Consider the following 24187-nt stretch of genomic DNA (forward strand, 5'->3'; position numbering starts at 1 on the left):
CGCCGCGCCGCGCTACTCCGGCAGCAGCGAACCGCCGGTGACGCGCAGGATCTCGCCCTGGATCGCCCGGGTCCGCGGCGAGGTGAGGAACACGATCGCGTCGGCCAGGTCAGTGGTCTCGGGCAGTCGCCGGGCGCTGAACCTGGCGGCGAACTGATCCACCGCGGGCTTCGGCAGGGCGCGGTGCTCGCCGTTCTCCAAGGTGATGCCCGGCATCACGACGTTGACCAGAACGCCGTCCTGGCCGAGATCGTGCTGCAGGCTGGCGACCAGTCCGTGCAGACCGGCCTTCGCCGCGCTGTACGGCCAGGCGCCCGCCATGCCGCGCTCGGCGAGGTCCGTGGAGATCAGCACGAGTCGCCCGTGCTCCGACCGCCGCAACGCCGGCGCGACCTGCTGAACCAGGTGGAAGTTCCCCTCGAGATTCGCCCGCATGACCGGGATCCACCACTCGGGCCTGGCCTCCTCGATCTTCGTCGGCCGATCGTGAAACCCCGCGTTGCCCCAGTCGACCGCGTTCCCCACGACGGCATCCAGCCCACCCCACTGCCCGACCGTCGCCTCGACCGCGGCCGCGATCGTCTCCGGCTCGCTCAGATTCATCGGTACGACGTACGCCGTACCGCCGGCCGCCTCGATCTCCTCCGCAACCCCTTCCGCAGCGTCCTTCCGCGAGTTGTAGGTGATCGCAACCCGGGCCCCCTCCCGCCCGTACGCCACCGCGGTCGCCCGCCCGATCCCCGACGACCCACCGCTCACCAACACCGCCGCGCCGTTCAGCCCCAGTTCCATGACCCGCTCCTCCTGCATAGTTAGTCGGCTAATCACAAAACTTAGCCAACTAACTATCAACAGGCAACCCCGCCATCCTGGTGAGCTCTTCTCGCCTGGCTCAGAAACATTGCACGTTGATGCACTGTGGTGTTCACGGGACCGTCCGGTCCGGTACTGTTCCGCAGGCTTCATTCGTCAGCGGACCTGGTGGGGGATTCGTGAACATCGATTTCGGGCTCGACCCGGAGTTTTCGTGGTACGTCGTGCTGCTGTGCGTCAGCGGTGCGGCCATGCTGTCCATCGCGGCGGCGAAGGGCTTCGAGCAGTCGGACGGCGCCAGGGTGCTCAGCGCCTTGGCGGGGGCGGGATTTCTGGGATACGGCCTCTATCTCGGCTTCATCTTCGAGGGTGACAGTTACTGGATGTTCTTCCAGGCCTTCTTCCTGCCCGTGCTGTTGGTGGTGAACTTCGTTCGCAGTGTCGTGGCTCGACGCGCCGAGCGGCCGCGGGTGAAGCGGGACTGAGCCGACGAGGGCCGGGCTGCCCGCGCCGAGGATGATCAGGCGTCATGCCAACCCCGTTCACCGGAGACCTGAGCTGACAGTTATCGTGTGACTGCGTAACGTCACGGTTGGTTCGGGGTGGGTCGGTTCGGCCCTCTGGTCAGGTCTGAGGTCGTCGATGAAGAAGGTTGTACTGGCAGTTGTCGCGGGCGCGGCTGTGGTTGCGGCGGCGCTGGTTCCGTCGGGGCCTCCGGTTTCGGCCGCGATGTCGGGGTTCGGGTCGGCCGTGTCCGCGGTCGGGAAGGTGACGTGGCAGACCAACGACAGCGTGAACGCGCTCGCGGTTGCGGGTGACACGGTGTACGCCGGGGGACTGTTCACGCGGATCCGGCAGCCCGGGAAGGTGGAGGGGCAGGGGGAAGCGGCCCGCACCTACCTGGCCGCCTTCGATCGGACCACCGGTACGCCGACCGCTTTTGCGCCGAAGCTCAACGGCGCGGTCTGGAGCATCGCCACGTCCGCGGACGGCAAGTGGGTTGTGGTCGGCGGTGACTTCACCACCGTCGACGGTGTCGCGCGGCAGCACATCGCGATGTTCAGCGTTGCCACCGGCAAGCTTGTGGCCGGCTGGGATCCGGCGGTGAGCTACCGGGTCGCGGCGCTGGCGATCCACGGCACCTCCGTCTACCTGGGCGGTTCGTTCCAGCGGGTCGACAAGGCGGTGCGCAACCGCGTGGCAGCGGTCGCGCTGAGCACCGGTGCGCTGCTGCCGTGGGATCCGGATGCCGACAACGATGTGTACGCGCTCAAGGCGTCCGACGACGGCACCCGTGTCTTCGTGGGCGGTGGCTTCAGCGAGCTGAACGGCGATGACCACTGGGCCCTGGCGATGGTCGACCCGACGACCGGTGCGGCCTTCGACATGCCCGCCGCGGATGCCATCCCCGAACCGTCGCCGGACTGCATGAGCCGGGTCAGGGACATCGACACCGCGGACGGCCGGGTGTTCGTCGCCAACGCCGGCAGCGGGATCGGCTGCTACGACGGTGTCCTGGCGGCCGACGAGACGACCGGCAAGCTGCTGTGGCAGAGCCAGTGCCTGGGCGCGACCGAGGCGATCAAGGTGATCGGCAACTGGCTCTACAAGGGCTCGCACGCGCATGACTGCAGCAAGGACGGCGGCTTCCCGGACAAGACCGGCATGCACCACCTGCTGGTGGAGAGCGCGATCAACGGCAAGCTCGGCCCCTGGTACCCGAACACCGACGCGGGCGGCGAGACCCTGGTCGGACCGCTGGCGTTCGCATCCGGCGGCAACGACCTCTGGGTCGGCGGCGACTTCACCACCGTGAACGGCAAGCCCCAGCAGGGCCTGACGCGGTTCGACAACGCTCCCGGCGGAGCCAAGCCGGCCGTGCCCGCGGCGCCAAAGGTGTCCAGCACGCGCGCCAACCAGTCGACGGTCAGCTTCACTACGGTGGTCGACACGGACAACATCGCGCTGAGCTACGTCCTGTACCGCGGCACCACCAAGGTCGCCAGTTGGTCGCGCAGCTCGTACTCCTGGACCAAGCCGACCGTGCAGACCTTCACCGACACTGCTGTCCGGACCGGCCAGACCGTCAGCTACCACGTCGAGGTCGGCGACGGCCGCAACCTGAGCAAGAGCCCTGCTGCCGCGGTAAAAATCCGCTGACGGTCGCGACAGGGCCGGGGTAAGCTCAGCGCGACTTCGAGGAGTTGGGACATGGTCGGCAAATCTCGCACGCGTTGACTCAGCCGTCATCGCGTGCTGCCTCCACTGAGCGGCACAGCGAGTTATCGCCTGCCCGGGTATCGCCGTACCCGGGTGTCTCAAGGGACTCCTTCTCGTGCCGCTGTCTTTTCGGGCGCCCACGCTGTGGGCCGATCGTGACTTCCTCCGGCTCTGGCTCGGCCAGAGCGCCTCACAGTTCGGCGCCTTCGCCAGTCAGGTGACGCTGCCGCTGGTGGCGGTGACCTCGCTCGGGGCGAGCGCCGCGCACCTCGGCGCGCTCCGGGCCGTGCAACAGGTGCCGATTCTGCTGATCTCGCTGTTCGTCGGCGTCCTGGTCGACCGCCGGCGGTTCCGCACCGTGATGGTGTACGCCGACCTCGGCCGCGCGCTCGCCCTCGCGGCGGTCCCGCTCGGCTGGATGCTCGGGATGCCGTTCCTGTACGTCGTGGCGTTCGCCGTCGGCGTGTTCACGGTCTGCTTCGATGTGGCGTTACAGGCGTCGTTCCCACGGCTGGTCGAACGCGATCAGCTTGCTCAGGGCAACAGCATGCTCGAGACCACCCGATCGGCCGCGCAGATCTGCGGTCCGGCCCTCGGCGGCGGGCTGGCCTCGTTGCTCACCGCCCCGATCGCCGTACTGGCCGGCGCGGCCTTCTTCGCCGTCTCCAGCCTGTCGATCGGTCGCATCCGACGGCTGACGAGTACGCCGTCGAGTGCGACCAGCGGTCTCGGCCGGCAGATCAGGGAAGGTCTGCGAATCGTCATCCGCGGCGGCTCGCTGCGGGCGGTGGCGATCGCGACCTGCATCTACCAGTTCTCGTTCACGGCGCTGACCACCGTCTATCTGCTCTTCCTGGCACGCACGCTCGAGCTGCCGAGTGCCGTCGTCGGATTGGTTCTCGCCGCGTTCGGTCCCGGCGTCCTGATCGGATCACTCCTGTCCGGATGGCTGCCCAGGTGGTTCGGCTACGGCCGGGTCGTGGTCTTCGCCGCTCTCATCTCCGATGTCGTCATGCTGTGCACCTCCGGCCTGCACGGCTCCGGACCGGCGACCGTCGCCGCCCTGATCGCGATCAACGTCCTGTACGGCGTTTTCAGCCAGACCGTTGACGTCGCGGTGACGGCGATCCGCCAGGCCATCACCCCGCTGGCGATCCAGGGCCGGGTCGTCGCGACGATCAACTTCCTCGGCATGGGCCTCACCCCGCTGGGTGCGCTCCTGGGCGGTGCCGTGGCCGGCGCCTTCGGCATCCGGATCGCGCTTCTGCTCGCGACCGCGGGCATGTTCCTGTCGCCGTTGGCCCTGAGCCTGTCTCCACTGGCTCGCCTGGGGACTAGCCTGGCGCGATGAAGCGGATCTTGGTGACCAGCGTCTCCGGCGTCGGGAAGTCCACGGTCGTCGCGCGTCTGGCCGAGCTGGGTCACCGCGCCCTGGACCTCGACTCGCCGGAGTGGTCGGAATGGGTCGACAGCGCGGACGGTTCCGGCCCGACGCCGTCGCAGCCGGGGAAGGACTGGCAGTGGCGGGAGGACCAGGTCCGGGACCTGCTGGCGGACGACGGTGACGGCGTTCTGTTCGTCAGTGGATGTGCGGCGAACATGGGTGTCTTCCGCGACCGCTTCACCGGAGTCGTGCTGCTGAGTGCGCCTGCGGAGGTGATGGCCGAGCGGCTCACCCACCGGACCACGAACCCGTACGGAAAGGATCCGGAGGAACTCGCCCGCAGCATCGAGTTCAAGGAATCGGTAGAACCGTTGCTGCGGGCAACGGCCGACCTGGAACTGGACGCGACCGCACCGTTGGAACACGTCGTCGGCGAAATCGAGCGCTTCGCACGAGGCTGATCAGCAGTCTGCCGTGTGGCGGGAGCGCGCAGCAGTCGCTCGTCTCAATGTTGGACCAGGTACGCCGCGCACGCGGCGGCGATCGCGGTGGCGAGGGATTGCGCAGTGTCGCTGTCGTATTCGGGGATGACGTGGTTGATCGTGCCTGCGGCCTGCAGGTCTGGGGCGGTGATGTGTTGCGATGCGGCGAGCTCTGGGGCGTGGGCTGTGTCGCGGTGGATGATCGCGCTGGCGCCTTCCGGAGGCAGTGGGGCGAGCCAGGCGTGTTCGGCGGCGATGACGGTGGTTGCTGGGAGCAACGCGAGTGCGCCACCGCCGGCGCCCTGGCCGAGCAGCACCGACAGTGTGGGGACGGTGAGGGTGGCCAGCGTGGAGATGCAGTGTGCGATCTCTCCGGCCAGGCCGGCTTCCTCGGCAGCGGCGGAGAGCTCAGCGCCAGGGGTGTCGATGACGGTCACCAGCGGCAGGCCGAGTTCCTCCGCGAGGTTCATGCCGCGACGTGCTTGCCGGAGCGCGGCCGGTCCCATCGGCTTGGTCCCTGAACGATCCTGCCCGACGAGGACGCACGGTTGGCCGTCGAGGCGGGTGAGTGCGACGAGGACACCGGCATCGGGTTCGGTGAGTCGTACGGTGCCGGTTGCGCCGTGGCGCAGGAGGTCCCGGACGCCGACCCGCCCGGGTCGCCGGGTGCGCTGGACGGAATCCCAGGCGTCGACGGGCCTGGCTGATCCGGTACGTCGGGGGAGCGCGGGAGGCACCGGTGGATCGACGAGAACGCCGAGCGCGCGGTCGAGCAGGAAGGGGAGATCGGCGGTCCCGACCACTCCGTCGATCACGCCGTGCGCGGCGAGGTTCTCGGCGGTCTGCACTCCTGACGGGAACGGTTCACCGTGCAGGGCTTCGTAGACCTTCGGCCCGAGGAAGCCGATCAGTGCACCGGGCTCGGCGACGGTGACGTGGCCGAGTGAGCCCCACGAGGCGAAGACGCCGCCGGTCGTCGGGTGGCGGAGGTGGACGAGGTAGGTGAGTCCGGCGGCCTTGTGCGCCATCAGGGCCTTGGAGATCGTGATCATCTCGAGGAACGCGGGTGCGCCCTCCTGCATGCGCGTCCCGCCGGACGAGGTGGAGGCGACGATCGGCAGCCGTTCGGCGGTGGCCCGCCGTACCGCGGTGGTGATCCGTGCGGCAGCGATCTGGCCGATGGATCCGGCCAGGAACGCGAACTCACTGACCAGGACCGCGACCGCTCGTCCGCGAACCGTGCCACGACCGGTCAGCACTGCCTCGTCGGTGCCGGCCCGCTCAGCGGCCCGGCGGAGTTGCTCCTGGTACGCGGAGTCCGCCGACTGCTTCGCGGGCTGATCCCAGGGCTGGAACGAGCCAGCGTCCAGGACGGTGTCGATCAGCTCGCGAGCGCTCATGTGTCCAGCCAAGCGCGGATCGCGTCTCCATGTTCGTCGAGGGTCGGGGGCGCCCGGTGATCCTTCGGCGTCGTCTCGTCATCACCCGTGAAGAACCGCAACGGCGGTCCGGGCAACCGCAGCGGCCCGAGAGTCGTGTGGTCCACGTCGATGAGCAGGCCTTGGCTGGCAGTCTGATCCCACTCGTACACCTCGTCGAGCGTGCGCACTCGTCCCGCCGGTACGCCGGCCTCCGCGAGCCTCGCCAGCAACTCGGCGCCGGTGGTGTTGGCGAAGGCGCTCTCGATGACCTCGACCAGCCGAGCCCGATGCGCGACCCGCTCGGCGTTCGTCGCCAAACCCTCCGGGTCGATGTCGAAAGCACCGCAGAACCGTTGCCACAGGCCCTCGCTGCCGACCGCGATCTGCACCGCTCCGTCCGCGCAGTGGAACAGCCCGTACGGCGCGATCGACGGATGGTGGTTGCCCTGGGCCACCCCGACTTCACCGGCAACCGTGTAGCGCGTGCCCTGGAAGGCATGTACGCCGACAATTGCCGCCAGCAACGACGTACGCACGGTGCTGCCGGCACCGGTCGACGACCGCTCGTGCAGGGCCGCGACGACGCCGTACGCGCCGTACATGCCGGCCAGTAGGTCCCCGATCGGCACGCCGACCCGCTGTGGATCGTCCGGTCCGGAGCCGGTCAGCGACATCAGCCCCGCCTCGCCCTGCGCGATCTGGTCGTACCCGGCCCGGCCGCCCTCGGGTCCGTCGTGACCGAACCCGGTGATCGACAGCACGACCAGGCGCGGGTTGCGTTCCCGTAGCGCCTCGATGCCGAGACCGAGGCGCTCGAGTACGCCGGTTCGGAAGTTCTCCACCAGCACATCGGCTCGATCGACCAACCGCAGCAGTACGTTGCGATCGCCGTTGTCCTTCAGGTCGAGCGCGATCGACTCCTTGTTCCGGTTGGCCGACAGGAAGTACGTCGACTCCGCCGGGGAGCCGACGAACGGCGGCCCCCAACCGCGCGTGTCGTCTCCACGACCTGGAGCCTCGACCTTGATCACCCGGGCGCCAAGATCCCCGAGCATCATCGTCGCCTGTGGCCCGGCAAGCGCCCGGGTCAGGTCGACGACGAGTACGCCGTCCAGCGGTCCAGGCACTCGCGTCACCAGCCCGGAGCCACGAGCGCCGCCCAGACGAGCAACGGACCGGCCGCGACCACGATCATGCTGTAGGTGAGAATCTGCTGGTAGTACAGGGATTCGGTGATCGTGTCCGGCCGGTTGGCCAGCATCAGCGCGCCGTTGGTGGAGAACGGGCTGACGTCGACGATCGTCGAGGCGACCACCAGGGCGGCGACGAAGAAGCCGGCGCTGATCCCGCCGTGGCCGATCAGTGGGATCGCGATCGGGATGATCACCGGCAGCAGCGCGGTCGACGAGGCGAACGCGGACACCACACCACCGACGTAGCAGAGGATCAACGCGCCGATCACCGCTGCGCCGAGGCCGGCGGCCCACTTGCCGACGAACTCCGGCGAGCCGGCCTCGGTCAGGATCGCGGCGTACGTGCTGACGCCCGCGACCAGCAGGACGGTCGGCCAGGCGATCTGCTTCACCGCGTCCTTGTGCTGGTTCGGCGACAGCATCGCCAGCAGGACCGCGGCGGTGATCGCGACGAAGCCGATGTTCTTGTCGAACGCGAGCGCGACCACCGCGACGGCGAGGAACGCAACCAGCGTGAGCACCTGCTCCCCTCGTACGCCGCGCCGGCCCGTCGTACTGGCCTCGTCGGCGTCGAGGCGCTGGGACATCAGCTTGCGGCCGCCGAGCACCACGAACAGGATGACCGCCAGCACCAGGTTGACCACGAGGCTGGACAGGAAGATCGTCAGTTCGCTGGACGGCAGTTTGTTGTCCGCCATCACCGAGTTCGTGATCGTGCCGTAGATGCTGATCGGTGAGAAGCCGCCGGCCTGGGCGCCGTGTACCACGAACATGCCCATCATCAGCGGGTTGATCTTGTACCGCGCGGCGAAGCCGAGGGCGATCGGGCCGATGATCGCGCAGGCGGCCGGACTCGCGGCGCCGATCGCGGTCAGAACGGCGGTGACGGCGAACATCACCCACGGGATCAGCGCGACCCGCCCGCCGACGGCTCTGACCGCGCTGGCGACGATCAGGTCGACGGTGCCGTTGTTCTTGGCGATCGCGAACAGATAGGTGACGCCGATCAGCGTGAGGATCAGATCGCCGCTGACACCGGCCAGGATCTCCTTCTCACTCAGGTGCAGCGAGTACACACCGACCAGCCACGCCGCGACGTACGCGAGCGCGCCCATGTTGATCGGTAGCAGCGTTCCCACCACGAACAGCGCGACAAGCGCCAGAATCGCAACCCACTCTGGTCCCATGACAGGTCCTTCTTCCGGGGCGGTCGAAGAGGTCAGTGTGCTTGATTGGTCACAGTATGTGGTCCAGTGGCCTAGCCAATAGCCCAATGATCCAGTTGTCAATATCCTGTCCGGCATGGACTCGCCGACGCCTCACCGTCCGCCGCCCCGTCCGGTACTGCGGTCCCGCCTGTACGAGCAGGTCGCCGATCAGATCAGCATCTGGATCACCGAGAACGGGTTACGGCCCGGGGATCGGCTGCCGCCGGAGCGTGAGTTGGCGCAGCGGCTCGGGGTCAGCCGGGCGACGTTGAGTCAGGCGCTGGTCGCGCTGGAGGTCATCGGTGCAGTGGTGGTTCGGCACGGCGACGGGACTGTGCTGACCGAGCGGGCGCGGACCGGTCCGGTGATCGAGGCGATCCGTGCGCACGCCGACCGGCTGCCCGAGATCATCGAGGCGCGAGACGCGCTCGAGTCGAAGCTGGCCGCGCTGGCCGCGTCCCGTCGTACTGAGACTGATCTGGAGGCGATCCGGGCGGCGCTGGTGGAGATGGAACGTGACATCGAGGCCGGTGGGCGTGGGGTGGATGCCGACGAGCAGTTCCACGGCGCGGTCACCGTGGCGGCGCGGTCGGAGTTACTCGCGCAGATGATGGCGGCGATCCACGACCTGGTGCGCGAGACCAGATTGGAGTCGTTGTCCCAGCCAGGCCGACCGCGTGAGTCGCTGGCCGGGCACCGCCGGGTGGCAGACGCGATCGAGGCCGGCGACTCGGATGCCGCTGCCCGGGCCATGCATGAACACGTGATGCGGGTGTCCGATGTCGCTCTGCTCCGCGAGCAGTCGTGACGGGGCCGGAGCATCTGGTCGTTGTCGCTGCGGGACTCGGGGCGGGGTTGCTCACCTCGACTGTCGGAGTTGCTTCGCTGATCAGCTTCCCGGTCCTGATCGCGCTCGGGATCCCGCCGGTGGTCGCCAACGCGTCGAACACGGTCGGCCTGCTGCCGGGCGCGCTGAGCGGATCGATCGGCTATCGCCGCGAGCTCCGTGAGGTGCCGCGACCGCACACGATCGCCGTCGTCCTGACCTGCGCGATCGGAGCGATCGGTGGTGCCGCGCTGCTCCTGGCCTTGCCGGCGGACGTGTTCGCCGCGGCGGCGCCGTGGCTGATCCTCTTCACCTGCTTGATCGTCGGCGTCCAGCCGTGGATCTCGACCTGGCTCCGGTCGCGGCACGAGCAGCCGGCCGGAGAGCGGACGAGGATGTCACCGGCGACGACCTTCTTCGCCGCGCTCACCGGTGTGTACGGCGGGTACTTCGGTGCCGGCGCCGGCGTGATGATGATGGCCGTGCTCGGACTTGGCCTCGACCTGGAACTACGGATCGTCAACGCCCTCAAGACCCTTGCCTTGTTGGCTGCGAACCTCGTCGCGAGCGTGATCTTCGTCTTCGTCGCCGACCTCAACCTGACCGCCGCCGCCCTCCTGGCCGCCGGCTCGGTCGTCGGTGGATACGTCGGCTCCCACATCGGCCGCCGCCTCCCGAGCGGACTGCTGCGTGCTTTGATCGTGCTCGCCGGAATCATTGCCGCGGTCCTGATGCTGCGCTGACAACGGAGGTTCCCCATCATCGAGCTACCGAAAGATCTGCCGATCCTCGAGCGCGACGCCGTCCGTCTCGTCGTTCGTGACAGCAACGACCGCATACTGCTCTTCCACACGCGTGAGGTGAGCGCGCCCGAGCTGGGCGAGTGGTGGGAGCTGCCCGGCGGCGGAATCGACGAGGGCGAGACGCCGCTGGACGCCGCAGTACGCGAGCTGCGCGAGGAGACCGGGATCCGGGCGACCCCTGACCAGGTGAGTACGCCGACCTGGCGACGTACGGCGTCCTTCCGTCATCGCGACGTACGCCACCTCCAGCACGAGGTCGTGTGCGAGGTCAGGCTCGACAGGCCGGGACCGGACGTCGACGAGACTGAGCGGTTCGACTACGAGAAAGAGGACTACTTCGGCTTCCGCTGGTGGCCTGTCGCCGACGTGGAGGCGAGTAAGGAGGTGTTCTATCCGGGCAACCTGCCGGGGCTGTTGACGTCGTTCCTGGCCGGGGACGAGATCGACGAGCCGTTCGAACTCTGGTCCTAGACGTGCTGGAGGATTGCTCCGGCCGTGATCAGCAGGCAGATGCCGCCGTTGATGTACTTGTGTGAGTACAAGATCGCGACGAACTCGCGGATCGTTGCCGTCGGCCAGTAGTAGGCGGCGGTCGGGGAGCCGACGACCTGGCCGTTGACCTTCACCTTGCGGGCGGTGAGTGCGGCCCGGAAGGCGTGGAAGTTGTTCGTCACGATCAGGCAGCGGTACGCCGGCACCCGGCTGACCATCAGTTCCCGGCTGCAGGTCAGGTTCTCCGTCGTACTGGTCGACCGGTCCTCACGCAGGATCCGGTCCTCCGGCACACCTCGGTCGATCAGGTACGACGCCATCGCGTGCGACTCGGGCACATCCTCGTCGGGACCCTGGCCGCCGGACGTGATGATCATCGGCGAGCGGCCCTTGCGGATGGCCCGCTCGTACACCTGCTTGGCCCGGTCCAGTCGGCTCGCCAGCAGCGGGGGGACCCGCGAGCCGCGCAGCCCGGACCCGAGTACGACGACGAAGTCGACCTTCCGGGACGAGCGCACCCGGCTGTAGACGAATGCGTAGGCGAGGAAACAGACGAACAGGAACGAGATGTAGGTCAGCACCCCGACCAGGATCGACCGCACCGCATCGAGCGGTTCCCAGCTGAGCTGCTGGACCGCGATGCCGAAGATGACCAGCCCGATGATGCCAAGACCGGCGAGCAGCGACAGCAGGTTGGCCGGCCGGCGGCCCTCCCGGCGCAGCATCGTGACGCCGTTGATCACGAGGAAGATCGCGAGCACCACGATCGCCACCGGGATGGCGACCACGATCGCCAGCACCAGCCAGCGCGCGGCGGTGCCGCTGACGGAGTCGAGCGCGAAGATCACCCCGATCCCGGCGAACATCAGCGTGAGGACCAGGAAGATCCCGTTGCGGAACAGCCGCCGGTCGTGCAGGAAGCTGAGTGCGAAGACGAGGAACCAGAACCCGGCGATTCCGAACGAGATGAGCATCGGGCGCCATCAAACCATCTGATGGCGCCCGGTCGCTCACGCCAGGCTGGTCAGTGACGAGATCGATGCCTTGTGCAGGTCCGGCTGGCCGCGTACTTCGCCGACGCCGACGGGCCGTCGGAGAAGTGCTTGCCGCCGGCCGGGGCACCTCCAACCCTTGGTGATGTGCGAGAGTCGTGCCGGGACCGGCGCGCGAGGAAGGGCACTTCATGACAGATGTCACGAACTGGGCGGGGAACGTCAGCTTTGCGAGCGCGTTGCAGCGGCCGGGGTCGGTCGGGGAACTGCAGGAGCTCGTCGCTACGAGTGAGAAGCTGCGCGTGCTCGGCACCGGGCACTCGTTCAACCGGATCGCCGACAGCGCCGGCACGCTGGTCAGTGTCGCGGACCTGCCGCAGGTGATCGAGGTCGGCGAGCGTGGAGTGACGGTCTCCGCCGGACTCCGGTACGGCGAGATCACGGCGGCGCTCGAGGCCCAAGGGCTCGCGCTGCACAACCTCGGTTCGCTGCCGCACATCTCGGTGGCCGGTGCCTGCTCCACCGGCACCCACGGCTCGGGCGACACCAACGGTCCGCTCGCGGATGCGGTCAACGCGATCACGTTCGTGGACGCGTCCGGCGAGCTCGTCACGCTGACCCGCGACGATCCGGACTTCGCCGGCTCAGTGGTCTCGCTCGGCGCCCTCGGTGTCACTGTGAGCCTCACGCTCGACGTCCAGCCGTCGTACCAGATCAGCCAGGTCGTGTACGACGGTCTGCCGGTGGAGCGGCTGGCCTCGGACTTCGATGACGTGATGGGCAGTGCGTACAGCGTCAGCGCGTTCACGGACTGGGTCGATCCGGACGTGATGGTGTGGCGCAAGCAGCGTGGCCACGAGCCGATCGAGACCAGCTGGCTCGGCGCGAAGGTTGCCGACGGCCCCCGTCATCCGATCAAGGTGATGCCGGCCGACTACGCCACCCAGCAGGGCGGCATGCCGGGTCCGTGGAACGAGCGGCTCCCACACTTCCGGCTCGAGTTCACCCCGAGCAACGGCGACGAACTGCAGTCCGAGTACTTCGTCCCGCGGGAGCGGGCGGCCGAGGCGTTCGACATACTGCGGGCCCTGGGCAACCAGTTCACACCGGTCCTGCAGGTGTCCGAGGTCCGCACGATCGCCGCCGACGAGCTGTGGCTGAGTCCGAGCCAGAGCCGGGACACGGTCGCCCTGCACTTCACCTGGATCCAGGACGAGGCCGCCGTACGGCCGGTCGTGACCGCGCTGGAGGAGGCCCTCGACCCGCTGGACGTGCGGCCGCACTGGGGCAAGGTCTTCGCCGCCGACGCGGCCTTGCTCCGGGCGCGTTATCCGAAGGTGCCCGACTTCATCGCACTCGCGGCGAAGTACGACCCGGCCGGCAAGTTCCGCAATCCCTACCTGGACACCTACCTGCCTAGCTGAGATCGACCACCGACAGCGGCAGATCCTCGATCCGGTACGACGGTGACGGTGCGCGCAGCAGGGTCCCGCTCACGTGGCGGGCGCTGTTGCTCAGCACGACCCGGCCCTGGTCGTTGACGATGGCAACCTTCCGGTGGGTCGCCCGCAGGCACGGCAGGATCGCCTTCTCGAAGGTGAACACCCGGACGTCCGCGCCGGCCACGCCCACGAACCGGTCGTCGACCACGACGGGCACGGTGAAGGTCAGGGTGTAGTCGTCGGTGCAGAGGTAGTCGACGTACGGCCCGGTGATGTGGCGGCGGCCGGTGGTCCGCGGTACGTCGTACCAGGGCAGGGAACCGTAGTCGTAGAAGTTCTCGCCGCGCGGATCCGTGTCGACGATCAGGCGCTCGGCCGAGCCGTTGCTCAGCATGAACCACTCCAGCCACCAGCGGGAGTCGGCCAACGTGTCGACGGCCGCGACGAATCCCGCGCCCTGGATCAGACCGTCCGGATCCTCGAGGGCCGGGCCGACGAGCGTCGTGACCGCACCGAGGTCGCCGCGCCGGACCGTCGGTTGATCGTTGAAGACGGCACCGATCTCCGCTGCGATCCGGTCGGCAAGCCCGAAGGCCTCGCCCACCACAGCACCGACCTGCTCCACGACGGCATCTGACGCAAGGTGAGTACTCATTCAGTCCTCCAGGGCAAGTCTGAGGTCGATCAGCCGTGCCGTCGAGTCTGCGACGCGTTCCTCAGCGGCCGTCCGCGCGGCGTCACCGTCGGTTCGCTCGATCGCCGCGACGACATCCCGGCAGCTCTGCACGGTCCGGCGATGGCTCTCGTCGTCGCCGAACGCGAGCCAGAGCAGCGTGCCGACCTCTGCCTGCAGGCTCACCTCGGCCCGGTACAGCCGGGTGGACTGCGCGGTCGCGGCCACCTCGATGTGGAACTGCGCATCCGCGCGACGACGGGCGCCGAGACCCTCCGCGTTCTCCAGGCTGTCGCAGACTCCGCCGAGGCGCTGTACGTCGTCCGGCGTCGCACGCTCGGCTGCGAGTCTGGCCGCCGTACCCGCGATGGCGCTGTAGTGGTCGCCGAGATCGCGAAGTTGCGCGAGGCTCAACTCCTCCAGCCGGTCCCGGACGATCGCGGCGGACATCTCCTCCTGCGCCCGGACGAAGCTGCCACCGCCCCGCCCACGCCGGGTCTGGATCAGGCCGCGCAACCGCAGTGACGACAGGGCTTCGCGCACCGTGGTGGTGGAGACGCCGAAGATGCCGGCCAGGTCGGACTCGCCCGGCAGTTGCTCCGAGTCCGGCAGCAGGCCCAGCGCGATCGCGTCGGTCAGGCGGCGCTCGACCAGTTCCGAGCGGCTCAGCGTCTCCAGCGGTGCGAACACCGCCGCCGCGCCACTGCCGTAGAACCGCAGCGCCATCCCGCCCCTGCCTTTCTCGGTCACCCGGACACAACTCCGGAACATTCTCACCGACGTCTTGAACTTTAACATCTGATTTCATATGTTTACGGCCACCAGAGACAGTCCCCGGCCAGGGAGTGTGCGCGATGCGAACTGTGCGGAATCTGATCAACGGAACGCCGCGAGACGCGCTCAGCGGCGCTACCAGCGAGCTCGTCGATCCGGCCACCGGCAAGGCCTTCGGTACGGCGCCACTGTCCGGCGACGAGGACGTGGACGAGGCGTACCGGGCGGCGGATGCCGCTGCCCCCGGCTGGGCCGGGGCGACTCCGAGCGAGCGGCAACGCGCGCTGCTGCGGTTCGCCGATCGGGTCGAGGCGGAGGCCGAGACCTTGGTCGCGGCCGAGTCGGAGAACACCGGCAAGCTGCTCGGGCTGACCCGCTCCGAGGAACTCGACGTCATGGTCGACCAGCTGCGCTTCTTCGCCGGCGCGGCACGGCTGCTCGAAGGCAAGTCCGCGGGCGAGTACCTGGCCGGTCACACGTCCTGGGTCCGCCGCGAACCGATCGGCGTCGTCGGCCAGATCACGCCGTGGAACTACCCGATGATGATGGCGGTCTGGAAGTTCGGCCCGGCCCTTGCCGCCGGCAACACGCTGGTCCTGAAGCCGGCCGAGACCACGCCGGTGACGACGGTGATGCTGGCAGAGCTCGCGGCTGAGGTGCTGCCGCCCGGCGTGTTCAACGTCGTCTGCGGTGACCGTGCAACCGGGCAGGCCGTGGTTGCGCATCCGGTCCCCGGCCAGGTCAGCATCACCGGCTCGACCCGGGCCGGTTCCGAGGTCGCCAGTACGGCCGCTCTCGACCTCAAGCGCACGCACCTCGAGCTCGGCGGCAAAGCACCGGCCGTCGTCTTCGCCGACGCGGACCTCGCCGCGGCGGCCGAGGCGATCGGGGTCGGCGGCTACTTCAACGCCGGCCAGGACTGTACGGCGGCCTGCCGGGTGATCGTCGATGCCTCGGTGCACGACGAGTTCGTGCAGACCCTGGTCGACTGGGCACGATCGAACGCGCGCCCCGGACTCGCGAACGACGGCGACGCGCTGTTCGGGCCACTGAACAGCAGCCTGCAGCTGGACCGGGTCCACGGCTTCCTGGCCCGGATGCCCGAGCACGGCTCGATCGCACTGGGTGGCGAACGGTCCGGCGGAGCCCTTGCCGACGGGTACTTCCTGGACGCGACCGTCGTCACCGGGCTGCAGCAGGACGACGAGATGATCCAGGACGAGGTGTTCGGTCCGGTCATCACTGTGCAGTCCTTCAGCGACGAGGACGAGGCACTGCGGATGGCCAACGGCGTGCGCTTCGGTCTCGCGTCGAGCGTGTTCACCACCGACCACTCGCGGGCACTGCGGATGTCAGCGGCCCTCGACTTCGGCTGCGTCTGGATCAACACGCACATCCCGCTGGTGGCCGAGATGCCGCACGGCGGCTTCAAGCACTCCGGGCACGGCAAGGACCTGTCCCTGTACGGCGTCGAGGACTACACCCGGGTCAAGCACGTGATGTCGGCGATCGGATGACGAGCTTGGGCGAGCAGGTGACGACCGAGACGCCGCCGGACACGGCGGCGGCGGTCAGCCTGCGCGGCCTGCGGAAGATGTTCGGCGAGGTCGCCGCGGTGGACGGTGTCGACCTCGACCTGGCCGAGGGTGAGTTCTTCTCGATGCTCGGCCCGTCCGGTTCCGGCAAGACCACCGTGCTGCGGATGATCGCCGGCTTCGAGGCGCCCACCGCGGGGCGGATCCTGCTCGGGGGCGTCGACGTCACCGAGCGGCCGCCGTACGCGCGGGATGTGAACACGGTCTTCCAGGACTACGCGCTGTTCCCGCATATGAGCGTGCAGCAGAACGTCGAGTACGGGTTGCGGGTGAAGGGTGTCGACCGGCGGTCGCGCCGTACCAGGGCCCTCGAGGCGCTGGAGACGGTCCGGCTGGAGGGGTTCGGGGACCGCCGGCCGAGCCAGCTGTCCGGTGGCCAGCGGCAACGCGTGGCGCTGGCCCGGGCACTGGTGAACCGCCCGAAACTGCTGTTGCTGGACGAGCCGCTCGGAGCCCTCGACCTGAAGCTGCGCCGGGAGATGCAGCTCGAGCTCAAGGCGTTGCAGCGTGATGTCGGCATCACCTTCGTGTTCGTCACCCACGACCAGGAGGAGGCGCTGACGATGAGCGACCGGATCGCCGTGTTCAACGGCGGCCGGATCGAGCAGCTGGCCGGTCCGGCCGAGCTGTACGAGCACCCGGCGAGCGCATTCGTCGCCGGGTTCGTCGGTACGTCCAACTTGCTCGAGGGTGACGTCGCCTCCGCAATCCTCGGTACGCCGGGACTGTTCACCGTCCGGCCCGAGAAGATCGACATGCACACCCGGACCGCCGACGCCGTTCCGGGGAGCTGTACCGCCACCGGTGTGGTCCGCGAAGTGGTGTACCTCGGCTCGGCCACGCAGACCGTGGTCGACCTGGACGCCGGTGGCTCGCTCATCGTCCTGCAGCAGAACCAGCAGGGCTCGGTGCAGGACAAGCTCGCGCTTCGGGGTGCCCAGGTCCGCCTCAGCTGGCGCCGCGAACACACCGTCGAGATCGGCGGTTCCGCCTAGTGCCCTAACCCTTTGGCAAGGAGCTTTGGATGAAGAGACTCAGTGCGGCGGCGAGCCTGGCAGCGCTCGCTCTGATCGTGGCAGCGTGCGGCACGTCCGGTGGTTCCGACGACAGTTCCAGTGACGGGGCGGCCGGGACGAGCGGGTTCACCCCACCGGACCTGAAGAAACTCGACACGCTCGGAGCCGGGGAGGGCAAGCTCAGCGTGCTCGCCTGGCCCGGGTACGCCGAGGACGGCTCGAACGACCCGAAGGTCGACTGGGTCTCGTCGTTCGAGAAGGAGACCGGCTGCCAGGTCACGGTGAAGACGTTCGGTACGTCGGACGAGGCCGTCAGCCTGATGAAGACCGGCCAGTACGACGTGGTGTCGGCCTCCGGCGACGCGTCGCTGCGGTTGATCGCGGGCGGACAGGTGGAGCCCGTGAACACCGACCTGATCCCGAACTACGCCGACGTCTACCCGTTCCTGAAGGACCGCCCGTGGAACTCGGTGAAGGGACAGATGTACGGCGTACCGCACGGGTACGGCGCGAACCTGCTGATGTGGCGGACCGACAAGGTGACGCCGGCGCCGACGTCGTGGGGCGTGGTCTTCGACGCGAACTCGCCGTACAAGGGTGCGGTGACGGCGTACGACTCACCGATCTACATCGCCGATGCCGCGATGTACCTGATGGCGACGAAGCCTGATCTGGGGATCAAGAACCCGTACGCGCTGGACGAGAAGCAGTTCACCGCGACCGTGGATCTGCTCAAGCAGCAGAAGACGCTGGTGTCGGAGTACTGGTCGGACTACCTCAAGGAGGTGCAGGCGTTCACCAGCGGCAACTCGGTGGTCGGCACCACCTGGCAGGTGATCGCGAACGTCGCGACCGGCGAGAAGGTCCCGGTGCAGGTCACCGTCCCGACCGAGGGCGTGACCGGCTGGTCCGACACCTGGATGCTGAGCGCCACCTCGAAGAACAAGAACTGTGGCTACCTGTGGATGAACCACATCGTCAGCCCGCAGGCGAACGCGGCAGTGGCCGAGTACTTCGGCGAGTCGCCGGCCAACGCGAAGGCCTGCGCGCAAACCGCGGACAAGAATCACTGCACCACGTTCCACGCCGGTGACGAGGCCTACTCGGAGAAGATCTGGTACTGGACCACCCCGATCGAGCAATGCCTCGACGGCCGCACCGACGTCAAGTGCACCGACTACAGCCGGTGGACCCAGGCTTGGACGCAGATCAAGGGATGAGCAGTCTTCATCGCCACCCGCGGGTTCGGTTGGGGTTGTTGCTGGGGCCGCCGATCTTGTGGCTCGGGGTTGCGTACCTGGGGGCGTTGGCGGCGTTGTTCGTCACCGCCCTCTGGTCGCAGAACAGCTTCACCGGGCTGATCGAGCGGGAGTGGACGCTGGACAGTTTCCGGACGCTGTTCACCGTCGACGTGTACCGGACCATCGCGCTGCGCACGATCGGGGTCGCCCTGCTGGTGACTCTGATCGATGCGGTGGTCGCGTTCCCGATCGCGCTGTACATGTCGAAGGTGGCGCGCCCGGGGCTGCGCCGGTTCCTGCTGGTAGCGGTGCTGATGCCGTTGTGGGCCAGCTATCTGGTCAAGGCGTACGCGTGGCGCGGGATGTTCGCCGAGGGTGGGCTGGTGTCGACGATGTTCGAGGCGGTCGGGCTGCAGTCGCCCGGGTTCGGGCTGGCCGCAACAGTGGTGACGCTGGCCTACCTGTGGCTGCCGTACATGATCCTGCCGATCTACGCCGGTCTCGAACGGCTGCCGGATTCATTGCTGGAGGCATCGGCCGATCTCGGCGCGAAGACGACTCAGACGTTGCGGCGGGTGATCGTGCCGGTCGTCGTGCCGGCCATGGTGGCCGGGTCGATCTTCACGTTCAGCCTGACGCTGGGCGACTACATCGCCGTCCGGATCGTCGGCGGCACCAATCAGTTGCTGGGCAACGTTGTGTACGACAACGTGGGCGCGGCCAACAACCTGCCGTTCGCGGCCGCGGTCGCCACCATCCCGGTCGTGGTGATGCTGGGGTACCTGGCCGCGGTACGCCGTACCGGAGCGATGGAGAGCCTGTGATGACGATCTCCGGACCGACCAGGATGGTGTTGCGGATCCTCACCATCGTGATCCTCGCGTTCATCTACATCCCGTTGCTGCTGGTCCTGGTGAACTCGTTCAACGTGAACAAGACGTTCGCCTGGCCGCCGCGGGACTTCACCCTGGAGTGGTGGCGGCGCGCGGCCGAGAGCCAAGGTGCGCTGGATGCGCTCTGGGTGAGTGTGCGGGTCGGGTTGGTGGCGACTGTGATCGCGTTGGTGCTGGGCACGATGATCGCGTTCGCCCTGCAGCGATTCAGCTTCTACGGCCGCGATTCGGTGTCGCTGCTGGTGATCCTGCCGATCGCGCTGCCGGGCATCGTCACCGGGATCGCGCTGAACAACGCGTTCCGGACCATCTTCGGGTTCGAACTCGGGTTCGGCACGATCGTGATCGCGCACGCGACGTTCTGCATCGTGACGGTGTTCAACAACGTGATCGCGCGGCTGCGGCGGACCGGCGTACATCTGGAGCAGGCGTCGGCAGACCTCGGTGCGTCCGGGTTCACCACCTTCCGGCTGGTGACGTTCCCGCTGATCCGGTCGGCGCTGCTGGCCGGTGGGCTGCTCGCGTTCGCGCTGTCGTTCGACGAGATCATCGTGACCACGTTCACCGCCGGCGCGAATCAGCAGACGCTGCCGATCTGGATCTTCAACAACCTGTTCCGGCCGAACCAGGCGCCGATCGTCAACGTGGTCGCGGCCGCGCTGATCGTGTTCTCGGTGATCCCCGTCTGGCTGGCACAGAAACTCTCGGGCGACGCGGAACCATTGGGGGCTGGACGATGACGATCTCGCAGGAACGCAAGCTGGTCACGGAGATTCCCGGGCCTCGGTCGATCGAGTTGATGGCGCGGGTACGGCGCTCGGTCGCGCGCGGGATCGGGATCGCGCTGCCGGTGTTCGTCACCGAGGCCGGTGGCGGGATCGTGGTGGATGCCGACGGCAACCAGTTGATCGATCTCGGGTCCGGGATCGCGGTCACGAACGTCGGCAACGCGGCGCCGCAGGTGGTGAGCGCGGTGCAGGAGCAGGTGGCGCGGTTCACCCACACCTGCTTCATGGTCACGCCGTACGCCGGCTATCTCGAGGTGTGCGAGGCACTCAACCAGATCACGCCCGGGGACCACGAGAAGCGGTCCGTGCTGCTGAACTCCGGGGCCGAGGCGGTCGAGAACGCGGTGAAGATCGCGCGGTCTCATACTCGGCGGAACGCGGTGGTGGTGTTCGACCACGGGTACCACGGGCGGACCAACCTGACGATGGCGATGACGGCGAAGAACGCGCCGTACAAGGACGGTTTCGGGCCGTTCGCGCCCGAGGTCTATCGGGTGCCGACGTCGTACCCGTATCGGGACGGGCTGAGTGGACCGGAGGCCGCGGCCCGGGCGGTGGCGTCGATCGAGAAGTACGTCGGTGCGTCGAACGTCGCGTGTGTGGTGATCGAACCTATCCACGGTGAGGGCGGGTTCGTCGTACCTGCGCCGGGCTTCTTGGCGGCGGTGGCTGAGTGGTGTCAGGCCCAGGGCGTGGTGTTTGTTGCGGACGAGATCCAGACCGGGTTCGGGCGGACCGGCGACCTGTTCGCGTGTTCGCACGAGGACGTCGTACCGGATTTGATCACACTGGCCAAGGGCATCGCGGGCGGTCTGCCGCTGGCCGCGGTGACCGGGCGCGCGGAGATCATGGATGCGCCGCACGTGAGTGGTCTTGGTGGCACGTACGGCGGGAACCCAGTGGCGTGTGCGGCTGCGCTGGCGGCGATCTCGATGATGGAAGCCGAGGATCTGCCGACCCGGGCGCGGGAGATCGGCGACATCATGCTGCCCGCGCTGCGCGACCTGGCTGCCCGACACCCGATCATCGGCGACGTCCGTGGGCGGGGCGCGATGATCGCCATCGAGTTGGTCGACAGCGTCGGCGATCCCGACCCGGTCGCGACCGGGGAAATCGCTCGAGCGTGTCACGCGGAGGGGATGGTCGTGCTGACCGCGGGAACCTACGGCAACGTACTGCGGTTCCTGCCGCCGCTCGTGATGCCGCCGGAGCTTCTGCGCGAGGCTCTGAGCCTGCTCGCGAAGGTGTTCGACGCGCGCTAGGGAGTGTCGCGCGAATCACAGCGGCAGGAACTCAACCCCGGACCCTCTCGAGCGCATCTTGGAGCTGTGGGGATCCTCGACAAAACTGTCACGACAATATTCGTTCTTCTGGGCGGCGTGGCCATGGTCGGTGTCGCTACCGACCTCGCCGCAGTGGTGGCGCCGCACAGCGCCCGCGAGCTGCACGCCTACGAGGTCGCGCCGCGCTGCCCGGCCGCTCCGTCCGCACCGGCCGAATGCCGCTGGACGGAGGAGTTCACCGCGTCCGAGATCCACGACGTTCCGGAGTACAAGAGGGGCGACCGCAGCGCGGTCCTGACCGACGCGTCCGGCGCCAGGTGGAACACGGGGTTCGGGCACAGCGGCCCTGTCCTGGATCAACTCGACGAGGGCGACCAGGTGACCGGCACCATCTGGCGCGGTCGGCTGATCGAGATCGCGGCCGAAGGCGCCACCCAGGAGACCGGAAAGGTCCTGGACGACGCGCGCGAGCCGTCTGACATGCTGGCGCTGATCCTGGCTTCCAGCGGCCTGCTCGTGATCGGCACCTGCGCTTGGCGGCTGCGACGCCGCCGCGCCGCCCCGACCCGGGCCATGGAAGCCACCCTCGTCCTGAGCGTGGGAATGCTCTTCGCCGGGCTGCTCTCCGCAGTCGCGGTCTTCGTCCTCGCAGATGTCCTCTCGCCGAGCGCGGCCGAGACCTTCTGGCTGTTCGCGGCCATCTTCGTCGCCGCGGCCGCCTGGCTGACTGTCGTCACACGCCGCGACCTCAAGAAGCCGCGCACCCCCGGCATTCCGATCTGAGTGCAGCTCGACAGGAGGTGTCGGCCAGGGCAGGACGCTCGCCAGGCTCAGAGAGCGCGGTGCGATGCGTCGATCGTCCGACACGTCCTGTTGAGATGTTCAGGGCTCGATGGTGGTGGTGATGGTCCAGAGGAGGTTGCGGAGCAGGCGGCGGTCCTCGGGGCCGAGCTGGGCGAGGGCCCGGCGGCCGGCTCGGTCGTAGACCTCCCGGACGGTGTGGGCCAGCTCGACGCCGCGGTCGGTGAGTTCGATCGCGACCTGGCGGGCGTCGGTGCTGTTCTTGACCCGGCGGACGAGGCCTGCAGCTTCCATCCGCTGGGTGGTTTTCGTTGCCGTCGGCACCTCGACGTCCAGGACCTTGGCCAGTTTGGCCACCGGGAGCGAGCCGAGGTGCAGGAGCTTGGCGAGAACCAGCTCCTGGCCGGTGTGCAGTCCGGTGCCCGCCAGCTCGTCGGCGACTGCCTTCCGGGCCGCCCGGTCGGCGAACCGCAGCGCGATCAGGACATCAGCCTCACTGGCTGGTGCTTCCGGAGGCCATTCAGTCTGGTCGGTGCTCACATGTGGCTCCGAGGCAGGAACGGGTTGCGGGCGTCGTGGTCGCCGCTGTACTCGGTCGGGATCGCGGGCTCGCCGCGGCTCAGCTGGCTGGCGTAGCGAGGCAGCTCGTCGCGCACCTTGAGGTGGTGTATCTGGGACTCTTCCGGGGTGGTGCGGCCGACGATCTTGCCGGCCTCGACCAGCGGCTTGAGCAGCTCGCGGTCGTCACCGTCGTCGACCGGCGGTTCGCCGACGCCGATCAGCTCGACCTCCGCGACCCCGCTGGCCGACCGGCGCCGCAGCGCATACTTCCGGCCGCCGATGGAGATCTTGTCCGGGCTCTTCTTCGCCACCGGGACCAGCGCCCCGTCCGCGGTTTCCCGGGCTACCAGCTTGTACACGAACCCGCAGGTCGGGTGGCCGCTGCCGGTGACGAGCGACGTACCCACGCCGTACCCGTCGACGGGCGCCGGGGCGAGCGCGGCGATCTGGTACTCGTCGAGGTCGCTGGTGACGATGATCCGGGTCTTGGTCGCCCCGAGGGCGTCCAGCTGCTCGCGGACCTGCCCGGCCAGGGACGGCAGGTCGCCGGAGTCGAGCCGGACCGCGCCGAGCTCAGGGCCGGTGATGCCGATCGCGGTCCGGACCGCCTCGGCCACGTCGTACGTGTCCACCAGCAGGGTCGTCCCCTTGCCGAGGGCATCGATCTGGGAGGTGAACGCGTCCCGCTCGGTGTCGTGCAGCAGCGTGAACGAGTGCGCCGCCGTACCCGCGCTCGGGATGCCGTACCGGTGCGCGGCCTCCAGGTTCGAGGTGGTGGCGAAGCCTGCGATGTACGCCGAGAGCGCGGCCGCGACCGCGGATTCCTCGTGGGTCCGGCGCGAGCCCATCTCGATACACGGCCGGCCGCCGGCCCACCACGTCATCCTGGACGCCGCCGAGGCGACCGCGGAATCGTGGTTCAGGATGGACAGGAACACGGTTTCCAGCAGCACCGCCTCGGCGAAACTGGCCTCCACCACCAGCACCGGCGAGCCGGGGAAGAAGATCTCCCCGTCGGCGTAGCCGGCGATGTCCCCGGTGAACCGGTACTCGGCCAGCCAGTCCCGGGTAGCCTGGTCGACGACACCCCGGTCGGCCAGGAATCCGATCGCCCGCTCGTCGAAGCGGAACCGCTCCAGCGCGTCCAGCAGCCGGTTCACGCCGGCGACCACGCCGTAGCGGCGCCCTTCGGGCAGCCGGCGGGCGAACAGCTCGAAGACCGAGCGGCGCTGCGCCGTGCCGTCGGCCAGGCTGGCCTGCAGCATGGTGAGCTCGTAGTGGTCCGT

At 68.5% G+C, this 24187-nt stretch carries 24 protein-coding genes; 15 read left to right on the forward strand and 9 right to left on the reverse strand.

The annotated features are described in order from the left end of the window. Window positions 1-12 precede the first annotated feature (12 nt). Window positions 13-792, reverse strand: a complete 780-nt coding sequence (locus E0H73_RS28970) for an SDR family NAD(P)-dependent oxidoreductase (RefSeq protein ID WP_131361775.1) — start codon at window positions 790-792, stop codon at window positions 13-15. A 200-nt stretch (window positions 793-992) separates the two neighbouring features. Here E0H73_RS28970 and E0H73_RS28975 point away from each other — a divergent pair, with 200 nt between their 5' ends. From E0H73_RS28975 to E0H73_RS28990, 4 genes are all read left to right on the forward strand, one after another. Further along, complete coding sequence (locus E0H73_RS28975; RefSeq protein ID WP_131361776.1) at window positions 993-1298, forward strand: hypothetical protein; 306 nt, start codon at window positions 993-995, stop codon at window positions 1296-1298. A 157-nt stretch (window positions 1299-1455) separates the two neighbouring features. Then, a complete protein-coding gene (locus E0H73_RS28980; RefSeq protein ID WP_131361777.1) occupies window positions 1456-2973 on the forward strand; it encodes a WD40 repeat domain-containing protein in 1518 nt (505 codons plus the stop codon). Window positions 2974-3148: 175 nt separating this feature from the next. Further along, entirely contained in the window at window positions 3149-4384 is a 1236-nt protein-coding gene (locus E0H73_RS28985) for an MFS transporter (protein WP_238164350.1), read from the forward strand. Next, window positions 4381-4878: an AAA family ATPase gene (locus E0H73_RS28990; protein ID WP_131361778.1), complete on the forward strand. Its 498-nt coding sequence runs from the start codon at window positions 4381-4383 to the stop codon at window positions 4876-4878. The genes E0H73_RS28985 and E0H73_RS28990 overlap by 4 nt, the downstream gene beginning before the upstream one ends. A gap of 44 nt (window positions 4879-4922) precedes the next feature. Here the strand turns inward: E0H73_RS28990 and E0H73_RS28995 are convergent, their stop codons facing one another. The 3 genes from E0H73_RS28995 to E0H73_RS29005 are packed head-to-tail and all read right to left on the reverse strand — an operon-like array spanning window position 4923 to window position 8700. Next, the gene (locus E0H73_RS28995) at window positions 4923-6299 is read right to left on the reverse strand and encodes a carboxyl transferase domain-containing protein (RefSeq protein ID WP_131361779.1); all 1377 of its coding nucleotides are present in this window, start codon (window positions 6297-6299) and stop codon (window positions 4923-4925) included. Then, window positions 6296-7447 (reverse strand): CaiB/BaiF CoA transferase family protein, encoded by a 1152-nt coding sequence (locus E0H73_RS29000; RefSeq protein ID WP_131361780.1) that lies wholly within the window; start codon window positions 7445-7447, stop codon window positions 6296-6298. The genes E0H73_RS28995 and E0H73_RS29000 overlap by 4 nt, the downstream gene beginning before the upstream one ends. A 5-nt stretch (window positions 7448-7452) precedes the next feature. Continuing rightward, entirely contained in the window at window positions 7453-8700 is a 1248-nt protein-coding gene (locus E0H73_RS29005; RefSeq protein ID WP_131361781.1) for an SLC13 family permease, read from the reverse strand. Window positions 8701-8815: 115 nt separating this feature from the next. Here E0H73_RS29005 and E0H73_RS29010 point away from each other — a divergent pair, with 115 nt between their 5' ends. From E0H73_RS29010 to E0H73_RS29020, 3 genes are read left to right on the forward strand one after another with little or no spacing between them, the layout of a single operon-like run. Continuing rightward, on the forward strand, window positions 8816-9529 hold the full coding sequence (locus tag E0H73_RS29010; RefSeq protein ID WP_131361782.1) for a FadR/GntR family transcriptional regulator: 714 nt from the start codon (window positions 8816-8818) through the stop codon (window positions 9527-9529). Further along, entirely contained in the window at window positions 9526-10290 is a 765-nt protein-coding gene (locus tag E0H73_RS29015; protein WP_131361783.1) for a sulfite exporter TauE/SafE family protein, read from the forward strand. Before E0H73_RS29010 ends, E0H73_RS29015 begins: the two co-directional genes overlap by 4 nt. A 42-nt stretch (window positions 10291-10332) precedes the next feature. Further along, window positions 10333-10821 (forward strand): NUDIX hydrolase, encoded by a 489-nt coding sequence (locus tag E0H73_RS29020; RefSeq protein ID WP_272949163.1) that lies wholly within the window; start codon window positions 10333-10335, stop codon window positions 10819-10821. On the opposite strand, the gene E0H73_RS29025 is transcribed toward E0H73_RS29020, so the two are convergent. Beyond that, window positions 10818-11816 carry a YdcF family protein gene (locus E0H73_RS29025; protein WP_131361785.1) on the reverse strand — a complete coding sequence of 333 codons (999 nt, stop codon included), beginning with the start codon at window positions 11814-11816 and terminating at the stop codon, window positions 10818-10820. The genes E0H73_RS29020 and E0H73_RS29025 overlap by 4 nt on opposite strands. Window positions 11817-12025: 209 nt before the next feature. Here E0H73_RS29025 and E0H73_RS29030 point away from each other — a divergent pair, with 209 nt between their 5' ends. Further along, on the forward strand, window positions 12026-13258 hold the full coding sequence (locus tag E0H73_RS29030) for a D-arabinono-1,4-lactone oxidase (RefSeq protein ID WP_131361786.1): 1233 nt from the start codon (window positions 12026-12028) through the stop codon (window positions 13256-13258). Here the strand turns inward: E0H73_RS29030 and E0H73_RS29035 are convergent. Both E0H73_RS29035 and E0H73_RS29040 read right to left on the reverse strand, forming a co-directional pair. Further along, a complete protein-coding gene (locus E0H73_RS29035; RefSeq protein WP_131361787.1) occupies window positions 13251-13931 on the reverse strand; it encodes a cache domain-containing protein in 681 nt (226 codons plus the stop codon). The genes E0H73_RS29030 and E0H73_RS29035 overlap by 8 nt on opposite strands. Beyond that, the gene (locus tag E0H73_RS29040; RefSeq protein ID WP_238164351.1) at window positions 13932-14699 is read right to left on the reverse strand and encodes a FadR/GntR family transcriptional regulator; all 768 of its coding nucleotides are present in this window, start codon (window positions 14697-14699) and stop codon (window positions 13932-13934) included. A gap of 104 nt (window positions 14700-14803) precedes the next feature. Here E0H73_RS29040 and E0H73_RS29045 point away from each other — a divergent pair, with 104 nt between their 5' ends. The 7 genes from E0H73_RS29045 (at window position 14804) to E0H73_RS29075 (ending at window position 22322) form a co-directional block, all read left to right on the forward strand. Then, entirely contained in the window at window positions 14804-16240 is a 1437-nt protein-coding gene (locus E0H73_RS29045; RefSeq protein WP_202867608.1) for an aminobutyraldehyde dehydrogenase, read from the forward strand. After that, window positions 16237-17313 carry an ABC transporter ATP-binding protein gene (locus E0H73_RS29050; RefSeq protein ID WP_131361789.1) on the forward strand — a complete coding sequence of 359 codons (1077 nt, stop codon included), beginning with the start codon at window positions 16237-16239 and terminating at the stop codon, window positions 17311-17313. Before E0H73_RS29045 ends, E0H73_RS29050 begins: the two co-directional genes overlap by 4 nt. A 29-nt stretch (window positions 17314-17342) precedes the next feature. Beyond that, window positions 17343-18554 carry an ABC transporter substrate-binding protein gene (locus tag E0H73_RS29055; protein WP_131361790.1) on the forward strand — a complete coding sequence of 404 codons (1212 nt, stop codon included), beginning with the start codon at window positions 17343-17345 and terminating at the stop codon, window positions 18552-18554. Then, complete coding sequence (locus E0H73_RS29060; protein WP_131361791.1) at window positions 18551-19399, forward strand: ABC transporter permease; 849 nt, start codon at window positions 18551-18553, stop codon at window positions 19397-19399. Before E0H73_RS29055 ends, E0H73_RS29060 begins: the two co-directional genes overlap by 4 nt. Then, the gene (locus E0H73_RS29065) at window positions 19399-20208 is read left to right on the forward strand and encodes an ABC transporter permease (RefSeq protein WP_131361792.1); all 810 of its coding nucleotides are present in this window, start codon (window positions 19399-19401) and stop codon (window positions 20206-20208) included. Before E0H73_RS29060 ends, E0H73_RS29065 begins: the two co-directional genes overlap by 1 nt. Beyond that, a complete protein-coding gene (gene gabT, locus E0H73_RS29070; RefSeq protein WP_131361793.1) occupies window positions 20205-21518 on the forward strand; it encodes a 4-aminobutyrate--2-oxoglutarate transaminase in 1314 nt (437 codons plus the stop codon). Before E0H73_RS29065 ends, gabT begins: the two co-directional genes overlap by 4 nt. A 66-nt stretch (window positions 21519-21584) precedes the next feature. Beyond that, entirely contained in the window at window positions 21585-22322 is a 738-nt protein-coding gene (locus E0H73_RS29075; RefSeq protein WP_131361794.1) for a hypothetical protein, read from the forward strand. A 99-nt stretch (window positions 22323-22421) separates the two neighbouring features. Here E0H73_RS29075 and E0H73_RS29080 read toward each other — a convergent pair whose 3' ends face one another. Further along, the gene (locus tag E0H73_RS29080; RefSeq protein ID WP_131361795.1) at window positions 22422-22880 is read right to left on the reverse strand and encodes a MarR family winged helix-turn-helix transcriptional regulator; all 459 of its coding nucleotides are present in this window, start codon (window positions 22878-22880) and stop codon (window positions 22422-22424) included. After that, complete coding sequence (locus tag E0H73_RS29085; protein WP_238164384.1) at window positions 22877-24166, reverse strand: nicotinate phosphoribosyltransferase; 1290 nt, start codon at window positions 24164-24166, stop codon at window positions 22877-22879. Before E0H73_RS29085 ends, E0H73_RS29080 begins: the two co-directional genes overlap by 4 nt. Between the last annotated feature and the right edge of the window lie 21 nt (window positions 24167-24187).

It is taken from the genome of Kribbella pittospori (assembly GCF_004331465.1).
Lineage (GTDB): Bacteria > Actinomycetota > Actinomycetes > Propionibacteriales > Kribbellaceae > Kribbella > Kribbella pittospori.